At 70.4% G+C, this 14617-nt stretch carries 12 protein-coding genes; 7 read left to right on the plus strand and 5 right to left on the minus strand.

The features are described from left to right. Nucleotides 1-17: 17 nt before the first annotated feature. Nucleotides 18-857, minus strand: a complete 840-nt coding sequence (mltG, locus tag RCR19_RS04890; RefSeq protein WP_331263949.1) for an endolytic transglycosylase MltG — start codon at nucleotides 855-857, stop codon at nucleotides 18-20. A gap of 43 nt (nucleotides 858-900) precedes the next feature. Next, nucleotides 901-2703, minus strand: a complete 1803-nt coding sequence (locus RCR19_RS04895; protein ID WP_331263950.1) for an ABC transporter ATP-binding protein — start codon at nucleotides 2701-2703, stop codon at nucleotides 901-903. A 141-nt stretch (nucleotides 2704-2844) separates the two neighbouring features. Between RCR19_RS04895 and RCR19_RS04900 the strand changes: the two genes are divergently transcribed. Beyond that, nucleotides 2845-3315 carry a MarR family transcriptional regulator gene (locus RCR19_RS04900; protein WP_331263951.1) on the plus strand — a complete coding sequence of 157 codons (471 nt, stop codon included), beginning with the start codon at nucleotides 2845-2847 and terminating at the stop codon, nucleotides 3313-3315. Nucleotides 3316-3475: 160 nt separating this feature from the next. Here RCR19_RS04900 and RCR19_RS04905 read toward each other — a convergent pair whose 3' ends face one another. After that, complete coding sequence (locus RCR19_RS04905; protein WP_331263952.1) at nucleotides 3476-4255, minus strand: L,D-transpeptidase family protein; 780 nt, start codon at nucleotides 4253-4255, stop codon at nucleotides 3476-3478. A gap of 238 nt (nucleotides 4256-4493) precedes the next feature. On the opposite strand from RCR19_RS04905, the gene RCR19_RS04910 reads away from it, so the two are divergent. From RCR19_RS04910 to RCR19_RS04925, 4 genes are all read left to right on the plus strand, one after another. Further along, complete coding sequence (locus RCR19_RS04910; RefSeq protein WP_331263953.1) at nucleotides 4494-6329, plus strand: ABC transporter ATP-binding protein; 1836 nt, start codon at nucleotides 4494-4496, stop codon at nucleotides 6327-6329. After that, the gene (locus RCR19_RS04915; RefSeq protein ID WP_331263954.1) at nucleotides 6326-8146 is read left to right on the plus strand and encodes an ABC transporter ATP-binding protein; all 1821 of its coding nucleotides are present in this window, start codon (nucleotides 6326-6328) and stop codon (nucleotides 8144-8146) included. The genes RCR19_RS04910 and RCR19_RS04915 overlap by 4 nt, the downstream gene beginning before the upstream one ends. 255 nt (nucleotides 8147-8401) lie before the next feature. Further along, nucleotides 8402-8872 carry a DUF5709 domain-containing protein gene (locus RCR19_RS04920; protein ID WP_331263955.1) on the plus strand — a complete coding sequence of 157 codons (471 nt, stop codon included), beginning with the start codon at nucleotides 8402-8404 and terminating at the stop codon, nucleotides 8870-8872. A gap of 34 nt (nucleotides 8873-8906) precedes the next feature. After that, nucleotides 8907-9182: a type B 50S ribosomal protein L31 gene (locus tag RCR19_RS04925; RefSeq protein ID WP_331263956.1), complete on the plus strand. Its 276-nt coding sequence runs from the start codon at nucleotides 8907-8909 to the stop codon at nucleotides 9180-9182. Nucleotides 9183-9207: 25 nt separating this feature from the next. On the opposite strand, the gene RCR19_RS04930 is transcribed toward RCR19_RS04925, so the two are convergent. Further along, nucleotides 9208-10002: a metal-dependent hydrolase gene (locus tag RCR19_RS04930; RefSeq protein WP_059127528.1), complete on the minus strand. Its 795-nt coding sequence runs from the start codon at nucleotides 10000-10002 to the stop codon at nucleotides 9208-9210. 144 nt (nucleotides 10003-10146) lie between these two features. Here RCR19_RS04930 and RCR19_RS04935 point away from each other — a divergent pair, with 144 nt between their 5' ends. Together RCR19_RS04935 and RCR19_RS04940 are read left to right on the plus strand one after the other, a co-directional pair. After that, nucleotides 10147-12660: a DUF3516 domain-containing protein gene (locus RCR19_RS04935; RefSeq protein ID WP_331263957.1), complete on the plus strand. Its 2514-nt coding sequence runs from the start codon at nucleotides 10147-10149 to the stop codon at nucleotides 12658-12660. 19 nt (nucleotides 12661-12679) lie between these two features. Then, nucleotides 12680-13552 carry an acyl-CoA thioesterase II gene (locus RCR19_RS04940; protein WP_331263958.1) on the plus strand — a complete coding sequence of 291 codons (873 nt, stop codon included), beginning with the start codon at nucleotides 12680-12682 and terminating at the stop codon, nucleotides 13550-13552. Between the two features lie 36 nt (nucleotides 13553-13588). Here the strand turns inward: RCR19_RS04940 and RCR19_RS04945 are convergent, their stop codons facing one another. Then, nucleotides 13589-14524 (minus strand): DUF6397 family protein, encoded by a 936-nt coding sequence (locus tag RCR19_RS04945; RefSeq protein ID WP_331263959.1) that lies wholly within the window; start codon nucleotides 14522-14524, stop codon nucleotides 13589-13591. Between the last annotated feature and the right edge of the window lie 93 nt (nucleotides 14525-14617).

Raw genomic sequence — 14617 nt, forward strand, 5'->3', positions numbered from 1 at the left:
GTGCGCCTGCTGCGCCCTCACTTCGACGGTGCGGCCCCGGCGCGCTCCCGGTTGAACTCCCGGACGTTGCGCAGATGCTCCTCGTAGCTCGATGCGAACCGGGTGTCGCCCGGCTTGACCGTGACGAAGAACAGCCAGTCGCCCGGTGTCGGGTTCAGCACCGCGCGCATCGCGTCGCTGCCCGGGTTCGCGATGGGCGTCGGGGGCAGACCCGTGTGCCGGTACGAGTTGTAGGGGCTGTCCATCCTCGTGTCGTCCAGGCTGGTGTCCAGCGTGAAGCGGTCCTTCGCGTAGTTCAGGGTGGAGTCCATCTGCAACGGCATGCCGCGCTGAAGGCGGTTGAAGATGACCCGGGCCACCTTGCGCATGTCCTGGCTGGTCGCCGCCTCGGACTGCACGATGCTCGCGATGGTGACGGTCCGGTAGACGCCCATCGCGGTGCGCGGGGAACCGGCGGTGGTCGTCCCGCCTTTGAACCTCTTGTTCGCGGTGTCGACCATGTACTGCAGCACGGACTCGGGGGTGGAGTTCTCACGGAGCGGATATGTGGCCGGGAAGAGATATCCCTCGGGGTTGCCGTGCGCCTCCTGCGGCAGTCCCAGCTGGGCCTTGGCCAGGGATTTCCGCGTGGAGCCCGGAGGCAGCCGGAGTGCCTTGTCGACGGCCCGGTAGATCTGGCCGGCACGCCAGCCCTCCGGGATGACGAGTCTGACCTGCCGGGGCTCATCACCCCTCGTCAGAATCAGCAGCGGCACGGCCACGACGGCGCCCGCCACGATCGCCCCGGCCACGACGAAGGCGACCCGGGCGGGGCCGGTCAGTCGGGTCCGCTTCCCTGACGGAGTGTTCGTCTCCATACGGGCACCGTAACCCGCCGAACCCGACAAACCCGGCATATCTTCATCTTGTCGTCTCCAATCGGGCGTCCCGCCGGACGAGGGCCGTGTACCTCCCGCCCAGATCCAACAGCTCCTCGTGCGTACCCCGTTCGACCGTGCGCCCGGAGTCGAGGACCACGATCTGGTCGGCCCCCCGGACGGTGGACAGGCGGTGCGCGATGGTGAGCGTGGTGCGGTTGGCCGACAGGGCGTCGATGGCCTCCTGGACGGCGTGCTCGGTGCGAGTGTCGAGCGCACTCGTCGCCTCGTCGAGGATGAGTACCGGCGGGTCGCGCAGGACGGTGCGCGCGATGGCGAGCCGCTGCTTCTCACCGCCCGAGAAGCGGTGACCACGCTCGCCGACGATCGTGTCGTACCCGTCGGGCAGTGCGGCGATGTGGTCGTGGATCTGGGCCGCCTTCGCGGCCGTGTGCAGCTCCTCGTCGGTGGCGTCCGGCTTGGCGAAGCGCAGATTGTCGGCGACCGAGGCGTGGAAGAGGTAGGTCTCCTGGGACACCACGCCGACCGCGCGGGCGAGCGTGTCGAAGTCCAGGTCGCGCACGTCGACCCCGTCGAGCGTGACCCGCCCGCCGGTCACGTCGTACAGCCGCGGCACCAGGTAGCTGAGCGTCGACTTCCCGGAGCCGGTCGGGCCGACCACGGCGAGACTCCCGCCGGCCGGGACCGTGATGTCGATGTCCTCGAGGATCGGACCGCTCTTGTCGTCGTAGTGGAACTCGACGCCCTCGAAACGGATCTCGCCCTTGACCTGGTCGAGATGCACGGGGTCGGCGGGCTCGGTGATGTCGATGGGCAGGTCGAGATACTCGAAGATCCGCTGGAAGAGGGCGAGCGAGGTCTGGATCTGGACACCGGTGGCCAGCAGGCTCACGGTCGGCCGGAACAGCCCCTGCTGCAGCGAGACGAACGCGACGAGCGTGCCGATGGAGATGGAGGGGCCGCCGAGTCGAAGTGCGATTCCGGCGGTCCAGTAGATGACGGCCGGCATGGCGGCCATGACGATCGTGATGACGGCCATGCGCCAGCGACCCGCCATGTTCGACTTCACCTCGAGGTCGACGAGCCCTTCGGACTCGTCCTCGAAGGACTTGGTGAGCGAGTCGGCACGCCCCATGGTGCGGCCGAGCAGGATGCCGCTGACGGACAGCGACTCGGTGACCGTGGCGGCCATGGCGGCCATCTGCTTCTGACGCCGGGTGGCGATCTTCTTGCGTTCGTTGCCGACCCGGCGGCTGATCCATACGAACAGCGGCAGCAGGAGCAGCGAGACGACGGTGAGCCGCCAGTCCAGGGCGACCATCGCGACGATCGTGGCCACAACGCTCGTGACGTTGGAGACCAGGGACGTCGCGGTGGAGGTGACGGTCGCCTGCATGCCGCCGATGTCGTTGGCGATACGGGACTGGACCTCGCCGGTGCGGGTGCGGGTGAAGAAGGCGAGCGACATGCGCTGCAGCCGTCCGTAGACGGCGGTGCGCAGGTCGTGCATGACACGCTGGCCGACCGTGGTGGAGATCAGGGTCTGCAGCACACCGAAGACGCTGTTGACGACGGCGCTCAGGATCATGCCGAGCGCGAGCAGGCTCAGCAGTCCGGTGCGACCCTGTGGGATCGCGACGTCCAGGATCTCCTTGAGCAGGAACGGCGTGGCGACGGACACGAGGGACGCGGCGCCGACCAGCAGGCCGACGATCGCGAGACGGCCACGGTACGGCTTGAACAGCTTCAGGATGCGGCGCACCTGACGCGGTCGCTCCGGCGCGTCGCCGGGCAAGGGGGCCGGGGTGGTGTGGTCGGGATGCATGGGCTCCTACGGGCGGTGAGAGGGACATTCAGGGCTCTGGCTGTCGCGGGCGACCCACAGCGGCGCCATGGCGAGGACCAGCGGACCTCCACTCATTGTTACCTATATTCACAATGAACGGCATCCTGATATTGTTCCCGCATGAGCACCCCAGATCCCGACGACCTGCTCGCCGAGCAGCTCCTGCGGTTCACCCGCCGGGTGCACCGCATCCAGAAGCGCCATCTGGAGCAGTGCGGACTGGGCATCACCCCGGCCCAGTCCCGGCTGCTGCGCACCCTCGCGCACTTCGGCTCACCGCCCCGGATGGCGGATCTCGCCGAGCGCCTCGAAGTGGTGCCGCGAGCGGTGACGACGCTGGTCGACGGCCTCGAGGCGAGCGGGAGGGTGCGCCGGGCACCCGATCCCACCAACCGCCGGGTGATCCGGATCGAGATCACGGACGAGGGCCACACGGCGCTGCGGGAGCTGCACGGCGCACGCAGGGCCGCCGCCCGGGAGATCCTGGCTCCGCTGACGGACGGGCAACGCGAGATGCTCGGCACCCTGCTCGACACCTTGATGGACGGCGGGGACGCCCCCGCCATGTCCGGGCGGAACCGACGCTGCTGACGGCGGATCACCACCGGAGCGACAGCAGGATCGCCCTTTCGCCCGCACGTTCCCGATCGACCGCCGGCTGCCGGGGGCGGCGGCGGCCACCCGGGCCGCACCCGCCGGCGACGAGCGGCCGAAGACGTCCGATCGCCGTACCCGGAGTTCCGCGAAACGGCTAGGACTCCAGGTTCTCCCTGTCCCCCATCACCACCACCGGACGCCGTTCCGGTTCGAGCGTGTACAACAGGTAGTCCAGGCCGTCCTCCGGCAGGGTGACGCAGCCCGACGTTCCGTCACCGTGGTCCACGTGCATCCAGATGCCGCCCCCCTTCTTCTGGCCCTCGGGACGCGTCGGGTCGCTCGGCGGCGTACCCGGGATCCGGTTGTAGTCGATCGCGATGACATGGTCGAAGTCGTTGCGGTGCTTCTCCCCCCAGCCCTTCGGCACCCGGTAGGACACCGTGTTGTGGTCGTACGGGAGCCCGGAGCGCGGGTAGTCGAGGACACCACCCGCGTCGGTGAGCGTGAACACACCCACCGGAGTGCGCAGATCGCCCTCGTGATGGTCCGTCGTCCAGCCCGCTCGCCCGTTGTGGCCCCACCAGCGCCCGGCCTCGTACCAGACGGAACCCTCCCTCTCGTAGAACACGACCTCCGAGTCCGGTGAGTCCTCCGCGTCGCCGTAGACCACCACGGCCTGACCTGTGTCCGCGGGGATGCCGGCGTACAGCCGTTCACCGACCCCTGGAAGGCGACCCGCCGTGTCCGGCCCGCCGACGGGTGGCTCGGCCACGCCGGCAGGGGGACCCGCCGCCCTGGTGGGCGCACGGGCACCGGGCGACCGGCCGGGCTCCGCACCCGAACCGCCGCACGCCGACAGGAACATCAGAAGCACACCACAGGCCGCACCCAGGACCCGTGAGCGCGCCGTGCCGTTCACATCACCTGTTCGCATGCGTCATATCGTCACATTATCTTTCCGGCAATCAGGTATATATGGGCGTGATCCGCCTACGTGTCGCGAAGATGAGCCCCGCGCCCCATCCGGCCGGAAAACCGTTTGCCACCGACCACGTCCCGAGGCGACCCTTTCACGGTTTGTTACGGGCAATCGCGGACGCCCGTAGGCGCTCCCCCAGGGGCGGCTACGCGCCACGGCCCCGTCCATCACTGACACGAGCCACTGGGACGTCATGCAGATCCAAGACCTTCCGTATCCCGACCCGGGGGTGCCGGACGCACGCTCCGGGCCCCGGTTCCTGTGGTGGCTCGGCCGCAATCAGCTCGGCGGTCAACTCAAGTCCCTCGCCTGGGGGCTGCTGCACTTCCTGTCCGTCTGCGGGCTGCCCTTCTGCGTCGGTTTCGCGGTCCAGGCGGTCGTCGACCGCTCGGGGGCTCGTCTTGCCCAGACGGGCGGACTGCTCCTGTTGTGCGGGCTCGGCATCGCGCTGGGCGACGCCATGCTGCACCGCACCGCCGTCACCAACTGGATCACCGCGGCCGCCCGGGTCCAGCAGCTCCTGGCGCGCCGAACGGCGCTGCTCGGCTCAGCCCTGACGCGCCGCGTCGCGGCCGGCGAGGTGGTCGCGGTGTCCACCGGCGACGTGGAGAAGATCGGCTGGTTCGTGGAGGCCGTCTCGCGCTTCAGCGCGGCCGCGCTCACCGTGGTGGCGGTCTGTGTGGGCCTGCTCGTGTACCAGCCCGCCCTCGGTGTGATCGTCGCGGTGGGCGTGCCCGTCCTGGCCCTCGCGGTGCTGCCGCTGCTGCCGCGGGCGACCCGGCGGGCCGACACCCAGCGCGAGAAGGCGGGCCGCGCCACCGAACTGGCGTCGGACACCGTCGCGGGCCTCAGGGTGCTGCGCGGGATCGGCGGCGAGGAGTTGTTCCTCGACCGCTATCGCAGGGCCTCTCAGGAAGTCCGCACCGCGGCGGTGCGCAGTGCCCGGATGTGGTCGGTGATCTCGGCACTCCAGGTACTGATGCCGGGATTGCTGATGATCGCCGTGGTCTGGCGCGGTGTGCAGCTGGCCCACGAGGGCCGGATCGCCGTCGGCGAGCTGGTCACCGTCTACAGCGCCGTCATGCTGCTCACCTATCCGCTGCAGCACTTCCAGGAGATCGCCATGGCGTACTCCTTCTCACGGCCCTCCGCCCGGCGCGCGGCCCGGGTGCTGTCACTGGAGCGCGCAACGGACTCCCGGGGGTCCCGCGAGGCCACCGTGCCGACCGGAGACCTCTACGACCCGACGACCGGTCTCCTGGTACCCGCGGGACTGTTCACCGCGGTGGTCTGCGGTGACCCGGACGCGGCAGGCATGCTCGCCGAGCGGCTGGGCGGACACCCGGCCGAGGAGGGGACCTCGGTGCTCCTCGACGGCATCCCGCTGGACGAGCTCCCGCTCCACTCGGCGCGGACGGCCGTCCTCGTCCAGGACAAGGACCCGGTGCTGCTGTCCGGTTCGCTGCGTGAGCTCCTCGACGTGCCCGCCTCCGGGGCGGTCGGCGCCGAGGCGGCGCTCGCCGCCGCCCAGTGCGGCGACGTACTCGACGCGCTCACGCAGGGGTCGCCGGCGGCCGACGACCCGATGGACGCCCGGATCACCGAGCGCGGCCGGTCCCTGTCGGGCGGCCAGCGCCAGCGGCTCGCGCTGGCCCGGTCACTGATCACCGACCCGCAGGTCCTCGTGCTGGACGAGCCGACCTCCGCCGTCGACTCACACACCGAGGCCCGGATCGCCGAAGGCCTCAGGGCGCTGCGGGCGGACCGTACGACGGTTGTGTTCACCTCGTCGCCGCTGGTCCTGGACCGCGCGGATCGTGTCGTGCTGGTGCACGAGGGACGGGTCGCGGCGGTGGGCCCGCACCGGGAGCTGGTGCGGGACGACCCCCGATACCGCGCCGTGGTGACCCGCGAGACCGACGAGGAGTCCGCCGCCCGGGACGGCGCACCCACCGCCGACGCACCGGCTGACGACGGGCTCACCGAGCGTGTACTGGCCGAATTGGAAGAGATCGAGGAGACCGCATGATCGGCGTGGCGCCACCGGTGTACGACCCGGCGGCCCCGGCGGTGGCGAACACGCTGCCCGTCGGCGCCCCCACGACCGTCCGCACCTACGTGGCCGAACTGTTCCGCCGGCACCGCCGGGCCTTCCTGCTGCTCGTCGCGGTGAACACGGTCTCCGTCGTCGCGTCCATGGCGGGTCCGTACCTGCTGGGCGGCCTTGTGGAGCGCGTGTCGGACGACGCCCGGGAGCTCCACCTGGAGCGCACCGCCGCCCTCTTCGTCCTCGCCCTGGTCGTCCAGGCCGTGTTCGTGCGGCTGGTCCGCCTGAACGGCGCCGTGCTCGGCGAACGCATGCTCGCCGATCTGCGGGAGGACTTCCTCGTGCGCTCGGTGGGGCTGCCCCCGGGCGTACTGGAACGGGCCGGGACGGGAGACCTGCTCTCCCGGATCACCACCGACGTCGACCGGCTCGCCAACGCGATGCGCGAGGCCGTGCCGCAGCTGGCGATCGGCCTGGTGTGGGCGCTGCTGCTGCTCGGCGGCCTGACCGTCACGGCCCCGCCCCTCGCCGCGACCGTGCTGCTCGCGCTGCCGCTGCTGGTGATCGGCTGCCGCTGGTACTTCCGGCGTGCTCCGTCGGCCTATCGCTCCGAGGCCGCGGGTTACGCGGCCGTGGCCGCCGTCCTCGCCGAGACGGTGGACGCGGGTCACACCGTCGAGGCGCACCGCCTCGGCGAGCGCCGTATCGCTCTCTCCGACCGGCGGATCAAGGAATGGACCGCCTGGGAGCGCTACACGCTGTGGCTGCGCTCGGTGCTCTTCCCCGTCGTGAGCATCACGCATGTCACGATCCTCGCCTCCGTGCTGCTCATCGGCGGGGTGTTCGTCCTGCACGGCTGGATCGGCGTGGGCCAGCTGACGACGGGCGCGCTGATCGCGCAGATGCTCGTCGACCCGGTGGGCCTGATCCTTCGCTGGTACGACGAGCTGCAGGTCGCCCAGGTGTCGCTGGCCCGGCTGGTCGGGGTCCGCGACATCGAGCCGGAGGCCGGCGACACCTCGCTCGCACCCGACGGACGCGATGTCGAGGCCGACGAGGTGCGCTTCGGCTACCGCGCCGGAGTCGACGTGCTGCATCGGGTCTCCCTCGAGGTGGCGCCCGGTACGCGGCTCGCCCTGGTCGGGCCGTCCGGTGCGGGCAAGTCCACGCTGGGCCGGCTGCTCGCCGGGATCTACGCGCCCCGGGACGGCCGGATCACCCTCGGGGGTGCGGAACTGTCCCGCATGCCCGCCGAGCGCGTGCGCTCGCACGTCGCCCTGGTCAACCAGGAGCACCACGTCTTCGTCGGTTCCCTGCGCGACAACCTGCTGCTGGCCCTCCCCCATGCCCGGCACCCGTCGAGCGAGGAGGCGACCGCGGCGGCCGCAGCCGACGCCGAGCTGTGGGCAGCGCTGGCGGCGGTCGACGCGGACGGCTGGGCACGCGCCCTGGACGACGGTCTGGACACCGAGGTGGGCTCCGGCGGTCTGGCGCTCACCCCGGCCCAGGCACAGCAGATCGCACTGGCCCGGCTGGTGCTCGCCGACCCGCACACGCTCGTGCTCGACGAGGCGACGTCCTTGCTCGATCCCCGCGCGGCCCGCCATCTGGAGCGCTCACTGGCCCGCGTCCTGGACGGGCGCACGGTCGTCGCCATCGCGCACCGACTGCACACGGCGCACGACGCCGATGTGATCGCCGTGGTCGAGAACGGACGGATCAGCGAGCTCGGCAGCCACGACGAGCTGGTCGCCGCGGACGGCGCGTACGCGGCGCTGTGGCGGTCCTGGCACGGCTGACCGTCGGGCCGCCGACTCCGGGAGCCGGCGGCCCGTCCCGGATCGTGTCCCACCGCCCCGCGTACCTGTGCCGTGCTGCGACCACGGTTGCCGTTGCGCAGTGACGTTGCGGAGTGGAAGGCTGGGAGTGGCAACGGCGCGGGGGACGTGCCGCGGCCACCCGCTTCGGAAGGGCACGGCCCGTGCACGGCGCTACCCGTGTCCGCCGTGACGCGCGCGGCGGTGCCCGGTTCCGTCCCATATCTGGAGGTACCCGTGGACAGCACCGACGGTTGGGGAGACGACGTCTACCAGCCCGACGGATCCGAGGTGCAGGACGACGCGGGGCTGCTCGACTCCGAGGACACCCTGCTCGCCGACGGGGTCGGCGACCCTCTTGACCGGGGCTGGTCGCCACCGGAGCGGCCCTGGGCCGTGGATCACGTGGGCGTGACCGCGTCCGAGGGGCACCGTGGGGAAACCCTGGACGAACGACTCTCCGAGGAAATCCCGGACGTCGCGATCCCCGACGGCGACGGCATCGGGGACTGGATGGACGGCGACGGGGAACCTCTGGACAGCGAGGTCGGCGACGTCCGCTCGGGCCGCCTCGTCGCTCCCGGTGAGGGGGCGCACGAGGACGAGGAGAGCGGTCTGATCGCGAGCGACGTCGGCATCGACGGTGCGGCGGCGTCGGCCGAGGAGGCGGCCGTGCACATCGTCGACGAGGACACCTCGTTCAGCTGACACCGCCGGTCCCCCGCCACCCAGGGAGCAGCCCATGCAGCAGGACAAGCACCCCGACTACCACCCCGTCGTCTTCCGCGACCGCGCCGCCGGATACGCCTTTCTCACGCGATCCACCGCGAGCAGCGACGAGACCATCGAATGGGACGACGGAGAGACGTACCCGGTCGTGGACGTCGAGATCTCGTCCGAGAGCCATCCCTTCTACACGGGCAAGGCGCGGACCGTGGACACGGAGGGCCGCGTCGCCCGGTTCGAGCGTCGGTACGGCGGCCCGGAGCAGCAGGGGGGCCGGGAGGCGGACCGGTAGGCAGCCCGCCGTACCCCGGCCCCGGTCAGATGACGTTGAGGGCCGCCGCGCAGCCCACCCCGCCGAGCACCATGAAGACCGGCATCAGCACCTTCAGCTCGACCCAGCTGCCGGCGCGGAACCGCATCACCTTCGGCGGGCCCAGGGGGTACCAGCGCTTGCGACCCACGGGTATGGGCCACAGGATCGGGCAGCCCGAGACCGTGAGCGCGTCACCGATGTCGTGCACCAGGGCGCCCAGGACGATCGGCATGCCGAGCCACAGATACTGCTGGCCCGGCTCAGCGAACAGCCAGTCGGAGCCGTTGCCGGGCTTGTCGAGTACGCCCGCGAGGATCCAGGCGCTCGTCGCCGCCAGCAGCCACACCAGGACATCGCTGCTCGAACCGCGTGCCGCCCGCCAGAGCAGCCCCTCGATGGCCAGCACCATGTGCACGAAGAGGATGGCCAGCACCGCCCAGCGGCCGCCCGTGATGGCGAGGACCGAGGTGCCTGCACCGATCAGCACCGCCCACAGCCACGTGTGCGTCAAGGTGCGGTGACCGCCGGACCTGCGCGGGTCCCCCGCCTTCCTGGTTCCCTTGTAGACGGCGTAGGACAGCTTGTCGACGATCTCGCACACCCAGCGGGAGATCGGCCCGAAGGACCGCGAGATGGTGGCCGCCTTGTGGTCCAGATCCGGAGCCAGCGCGGCGCCCGCGCAGATCAGGGCCCCTACCAGGAGCACCGGCCAGGGCATCGGGTGGCCCGCCGCGGCGGCCGCGGCCCCGACCCCGAGCCAGGCCGCGGCCCCCGACAGTGAGTGTGCTGGTCCCATCATGGCCGCTTCCCGCCCCATCTTCTTTTCGCGCTGCCCAGTTGCCGGTGTGCGCTGACGCCTCGTAGGCGCCACAGCGTAGCGTTCGTGATCTTCCAACCGGCATCCGATTCCCCCATCCGCTGCCCGGGCAGGCAAGATGGGGGCGTGACCCTCATCGATCAGCTCCCGCGGACCGCAGACCCCGACGCTCTCTACGAAGCCTTCGAGGCGTGGGCCGGGGAGCGCGGTCTCACCCTCTATCCCCACCAGGAGGAGGCACTGATCGAGGCGGTCTCGGGAGCGAACGTGATCGTTTCCACGCCGACCGGCTCCGGCAAGAGCATGATCGCCGCCGGTGCGCACTTCGCCGCTCTCGCCCGGGACGAGGTCACCTTCTACACGGCGCCTATCAAGGCGCTGGTCTCGGAGAAGTTCTTCGAGCTGTGCAAGCTCTTCGGCACGGAGAACGTCGGCATGCTCACCGGTGACGCCTCCGTCAACGCGGACGCCCCTGTGATCTGCTGCACAGCCGAGGTCCTCGCGTCCATCGCGTTGCGCGACGGCAGGCAGGCCGATGTCGGCCAGGTGGTCATGGACGAGTTCCACTTCTACGCCGAGGGTGACCGCGGCTGGGCATGGCAGATCCCGATCCTGGAGCTGCCGCAGGCGCAGTTCATCCTGATGTCGGCGACCCTCGGCGACGTCTCGATGTTCGAGAAGGACCTGACCCGCCGCACCGGGCGGCCGACCGCGGTGGTGCGCTCCGCTACCCGTCCCGTGCCGCTTTCCTACGAGTACCGGCTGACCCCCCTCACCGAGACGCTCACCGACCTCCTGGACAGCCGGCAGGCCCCGGTCTACATCGTCCACTTCACGCAGGCGCAGGCCGTGGAACGGGCCCAGGCGCTGATGAGCATCAACATGTGCTCGCGCGAGGAGAAGGACGAGATCGCCGCGCTGATCGGCAACTTCCGTTTCACCACCAAGTTCGGCCGCAACCTCTCCCGTTATGTACGGCACGGCATCGGCGTCCATCACGCCGGCATGCTGCCCAAGTACCGCCGCCTGGTGGAGAAGCTGGCCCAGGCCGGTCTGTTGAAGGTCATCTGCGGCACGGACACCCTGGGCGTCGGCGTCAACGTCCCCATCCGCACGGTGCTGTTCACGGCGCTGACCAAGTACGACGGAAGCAGGGTCCGCACCCTGCGCGCCCGTGAGTTCCACCAGATCGCGGGACGCGCCGGGCGTGCGGGCTTCGACACGGCGGGCCTGGTGGTGGCGCAGGCGCCGGAGCACGTCATCGAGAACGAGAAGGCGCTCGCCAAGGCCGGCGACGATCCGAAGAAGCGCCGCAAGGTGGTGCGCAAGAAGGCACCGGAGGGCTTCGTCGGCTGGACGGAGAACACCTTCGAGAAGCTGATCGCCTCCGAGCCCGAGCCGCTCACCTCCCGCTTCCGGGTCACCCACACGATGCTTCTGTCGGTGATCGCCCGGCCGGGCAACGCCTTCGAGGCCATGCGCCATCTGCTGGAGGACAACCACGAGCCGCGCAAGCAGCAGCTGCGTCACATCCGGCGGGCGATCGCGATCTACCGCTCGCTGCTGGACGGCGGCATCGTCGAGAAGCTCGATCAGCCGGACGCCACCGGTCGTATCGTGCGCCTCACGGTCGATCTCCAGCAGGACTTCGCGCTCAACCAGCCGCTGTCCACCTTCGCGCTGGCCTCCTTCGAGCTTCTCGACCCCGAGTCCCCTTCCTACGCGCTCGACATGGTCTCGGTCGTCGAGTCCACCCTCGACGACCCGCGCCAGATCCTGGTCGCCCAGCAGAACAAGGCGCGCGGTGAGGCCGTGGCGGCGATGAAGGCGGACGGTGTCGAGTACGAGGAGCGCATGGAGCGGCTCCAGGACGTGACCTACCCCAAGCCGCTCGAGGAACTGCTCTTCCACGCCTACAACACCTACCGCAAGAGCCACCCGTGGGTCGGCGACCATCCGCTGTCGCCGAAGTCGGTCATCCGCGACATGTACGAGCGGGCGATGTCCTTCACCGAGTTCGTCTCCTTCTACGAGCTCGCCCGTACCGAGGGGATCGTGCTGCGCTACCTGGCCGGCGCCTACAAGGCCCTGGAGCACACCGTCCCCGACGACCTGAAGTCGGACGATCTGGAGGACCTGATCGCCTGGCTCGGTGAGATGGTGCGCCAGGTGGACTCCAGCCTGCTCGACGAGTGGGAGCAGCTGGCCAACCCCGAGGAGCTGACGGCCGAGCAGGCCCAGGAGAAGGCCGACGAGGTCAAGCCCGTCACCACGAACGCTAGGGCCTTCCGCGTCCTGGTCCGCAATGCCATGTTCCGCCGGGTGGAGCTCGCCGCTCTGGACCAGGTCGAGGAACTCGGCGAGATGGACGGCGAATCCGGCTGGGACGCCGAGGCGTGGGGCGCGGCGATGGACAAGTACTGGGACGAGTACGACGAACTCGGCACCGGCCCCGACGCCCGCGGTCCCAAGCTGCTGATGATCGAGCAGGAGCCGGAGCACGGGCTGTGGCGCGTCCGACAGGCCTTCGCCGATCCGAACGGCGACCACGACTGGGGTATCAGCGCCGAGATCGACCTCGCTGCATCCGATGCGGAGGGCCGTGCCGTCGTCCGGGTCACCGACGTCGGGCAGCTGTGAGCACAGGAGAAATCGATTCATGACGAACCCGGCCGAGAGGCTCGTCGACCTGCTCGACCTGGAGCAGATCGAGCTCAACATCTTCCGTGGCCGCAGCCCGCAGGAGTCCCTGCAGCGGGTCTTCGGCGGCCAGGTGGCCGGCCAGGCCCTGGTCGCCGCCGGCCGCACCACCGACGGCGAACGGCCGGTGCACTCGCTGCACGCGTACTTCCTGCGTCCGGGCATCCCGGGCGTTCCCATCGTGTACCAGGTCGAACGGGTGCGGGACGGCAGGTCGTTCACCACCCGTAGGGTCACCGCCGTGCAGCGGGGCCGCACGATCTTCAATCTGACCGCTTCCTTCCACATGCCTGAAGAGGGGGGCTTCGAGCACCAGCTGCCGCCGGCGCGGGTGGTGCCGGGCCCGGAATCGCTGCCGACGGTGGCCCAGGAGGTCGAGAAGCACCTCGGCACCCTGCCCGAGACGCTGGAGCGGATGGCGCGGCGTCAGCCCTTCGACATCCGCTATGTGGACCGGCTGCGCTGGACCACCGAGGAGATCAAGGACGCGGAACCGCGCAGCGCCGTCTGGATGCGTGCGGTGAGCCCTCTCGGGGACGACCCGCTCGTGCACACCTGCGCGCTCACCTACGCGAGCGACATGACCCTCCTCGACGCCGTCCGGATTCCCGTCGAACCGCTGTGGGGGCCACGGGGCTTCGACATGGCGTCGCTGGACCACGCCATGTGGTTCCACCGGCCGTTCCGCGCGGACGAGTGGTTCCTGTACGACCAGGAGTCCCCGATCGCGGTGGGTGGCCGCGGCCTTGCCCGCGGCCGCATCTACGACATCGAGGGACGGCTGCTCGTCTCGGTCGTCCAGGAAGGGCTGTTCCGCCGACTCGAGCGATGACGCCGGGCGTGCAGGGCCCCGACGGGGCCCGCCCGGTCAGGAGCTCCCGCGGCGCAGCCAGCCGAACATGCCCCGTGAGGAGGTGGGGTCCGCCCGCATCGGCGGTTCCTGGCGGGCGCTCACTCCTCCGGGAGGACCGGCCGGCTGCGCGGACGGCGCCCCCGGCGCGGGGCGGTACCGACGGGCCTCGACGACCGCCTGCGCCAGGTCGGCCCGGAGCCAGCCGATCTCGTCGTCATCGTTCGCCGTCGTGATCCGCGCGGCGATCCGTGCCGCGGGCGAGTCGGGCGATCCCGGTACGGCCTGCGTGGGCCGGAGCCGGTACAACTCGGCACGCTCGTACGGATCGTGGACGGTCTCCTCGACCTGCGCCGGATCGAGGTGGGAGGCCACCACTGCGGCCTTCGCCCAGAGGTCGTCCGTCTCGCGCAACCGGAATCCGAGGTGGCGGCCCCGCCAGTTGCGGGGCCGCAGATCCAGGCCCCCGTCCAGTTGGTCGCGCAATCCCTGCGGTGTACGGCCTGCGAGCAGTGGCGCGTTGGCCTCGCCGGTGGCGAACTGCCGCAACTCCTCGGCCAGATACAGCCAGACCACGGCCTGGTAGCGATTCAGGTACCATTTGACCGGCACGATCAGGCCGAGCCGGGCGAAGCGCGTGAACCTGGCGGGTGACACACCCATCAAGGCGGCTCCGTCACGTGTGCCCATCACCTCGACCCGCTTCCGGAGCGAATCCGGGAAGTCCTCCTCGCCTCGTACCCGGTCCAGCTCCGCCCGCGTGACGCGACGGCCTCCTGTCTCACCGGGAACGGTCCGCACATAGCCCAGCTGTACAGCGAGCTCGAACTCACCGCGCCTGAGGTCCAGTTCGCGCACGGCGCCGCTCAGGGCCAGCGATGTGCGCCGGGAAGCGGCACCCGGAGCAGTGCGGGTGGCCTCGGCGGCGGTGGACGTGATCGTGTTTCCGGACATGGCGGCTCTCCCCCGTGGAGTCCGTGGCGAGCGCCCAGTGCGTCCGCCTCGGAAAAACCGTAGCCGGATCACCGAATTCCGTTTTCTGCCTGT

The organism is Streptomyces sp. WAC07094 (assembly GCF_036320405.1).
Taxonomy (GTDB): Bacteria; Actinomycetota; Actinomycetes; order Streptomycetales; family Streptomycetaceae; genus Streptomyces; species Streptomyces lannensis.

Bases quoted from the DNA above. Each gene is read 5' to 3' on its own strand.
- RCR19_RS04895 (WP_331263950.1), bottom strand. From the start codon at position 2,703: ATGCATCCCGACCACACCACCCCGGCCCCCTTGCCCGGCGACGCGCCG.
- RCR19_RS04930 (WP_059127528.1), bottom strand. From the start codon at position 10,002: ATGATGGGACCAGCACACTCACTGTCGGGGGCCGCGGCCTGGCTCGGG.
- mltG (WP_331263949.1), bottom strand. From the start codon at position 857: ATGGAGACGAACACTCCGTCAGGGAAGCGGACCCGACTGACCGGCCCC.
- RCR19_RS04925 (WP_331263956.1), top strand. From the start codon at position 8,907: ATGCAGCAGGACAAGCACCCCGACTACCACCCCGTCGTCTTCCGCGAC.
- RCR19_RS04940 (WP_331263958.1), top strand. From the start codon at position 12,680: ATGACGAACCCGGCCGAGAGGCTCGTCGACCTGCTCGACCTGGAGCAG.
- RCR19_RS04905 (WP_331263952.1), bottom strand. From the start codon at position 4,255: ATGCGAACAGGTGATGTGAACGGCACGGCGCGCTCACGGGTCCTGGGT.
- RCR19_RS04945 (WP_331263959.1), bottom strand. From the start codon at position 14,524: ATGTCCGGAAACACGATCACGTCCACCGCCGCCGAGGCCACCCGCACT.
- RCR19_RS04910 (WP_331263953.1), top strand. From the start codon at position 4,494: ATGCAGATCCAAGACCTTCCGTATCCCGACCCGGGGGTGCCGGACGCA.
- RCR19_RS04915 (WP_331263954.1), top strand. From the start codon at position 6,326: ATGATCGGCGTGGCGCCACCGGTGTACGACCCGGCGGCCCCGGCGGTG.
- RCR19_RS04900 (WP_331263951.1), top strand. From the start codon at position 2,845: ATGAGCACCCCAGATCCCGACGACCTGCTCGCCGAGCAGCTCCTGCGG.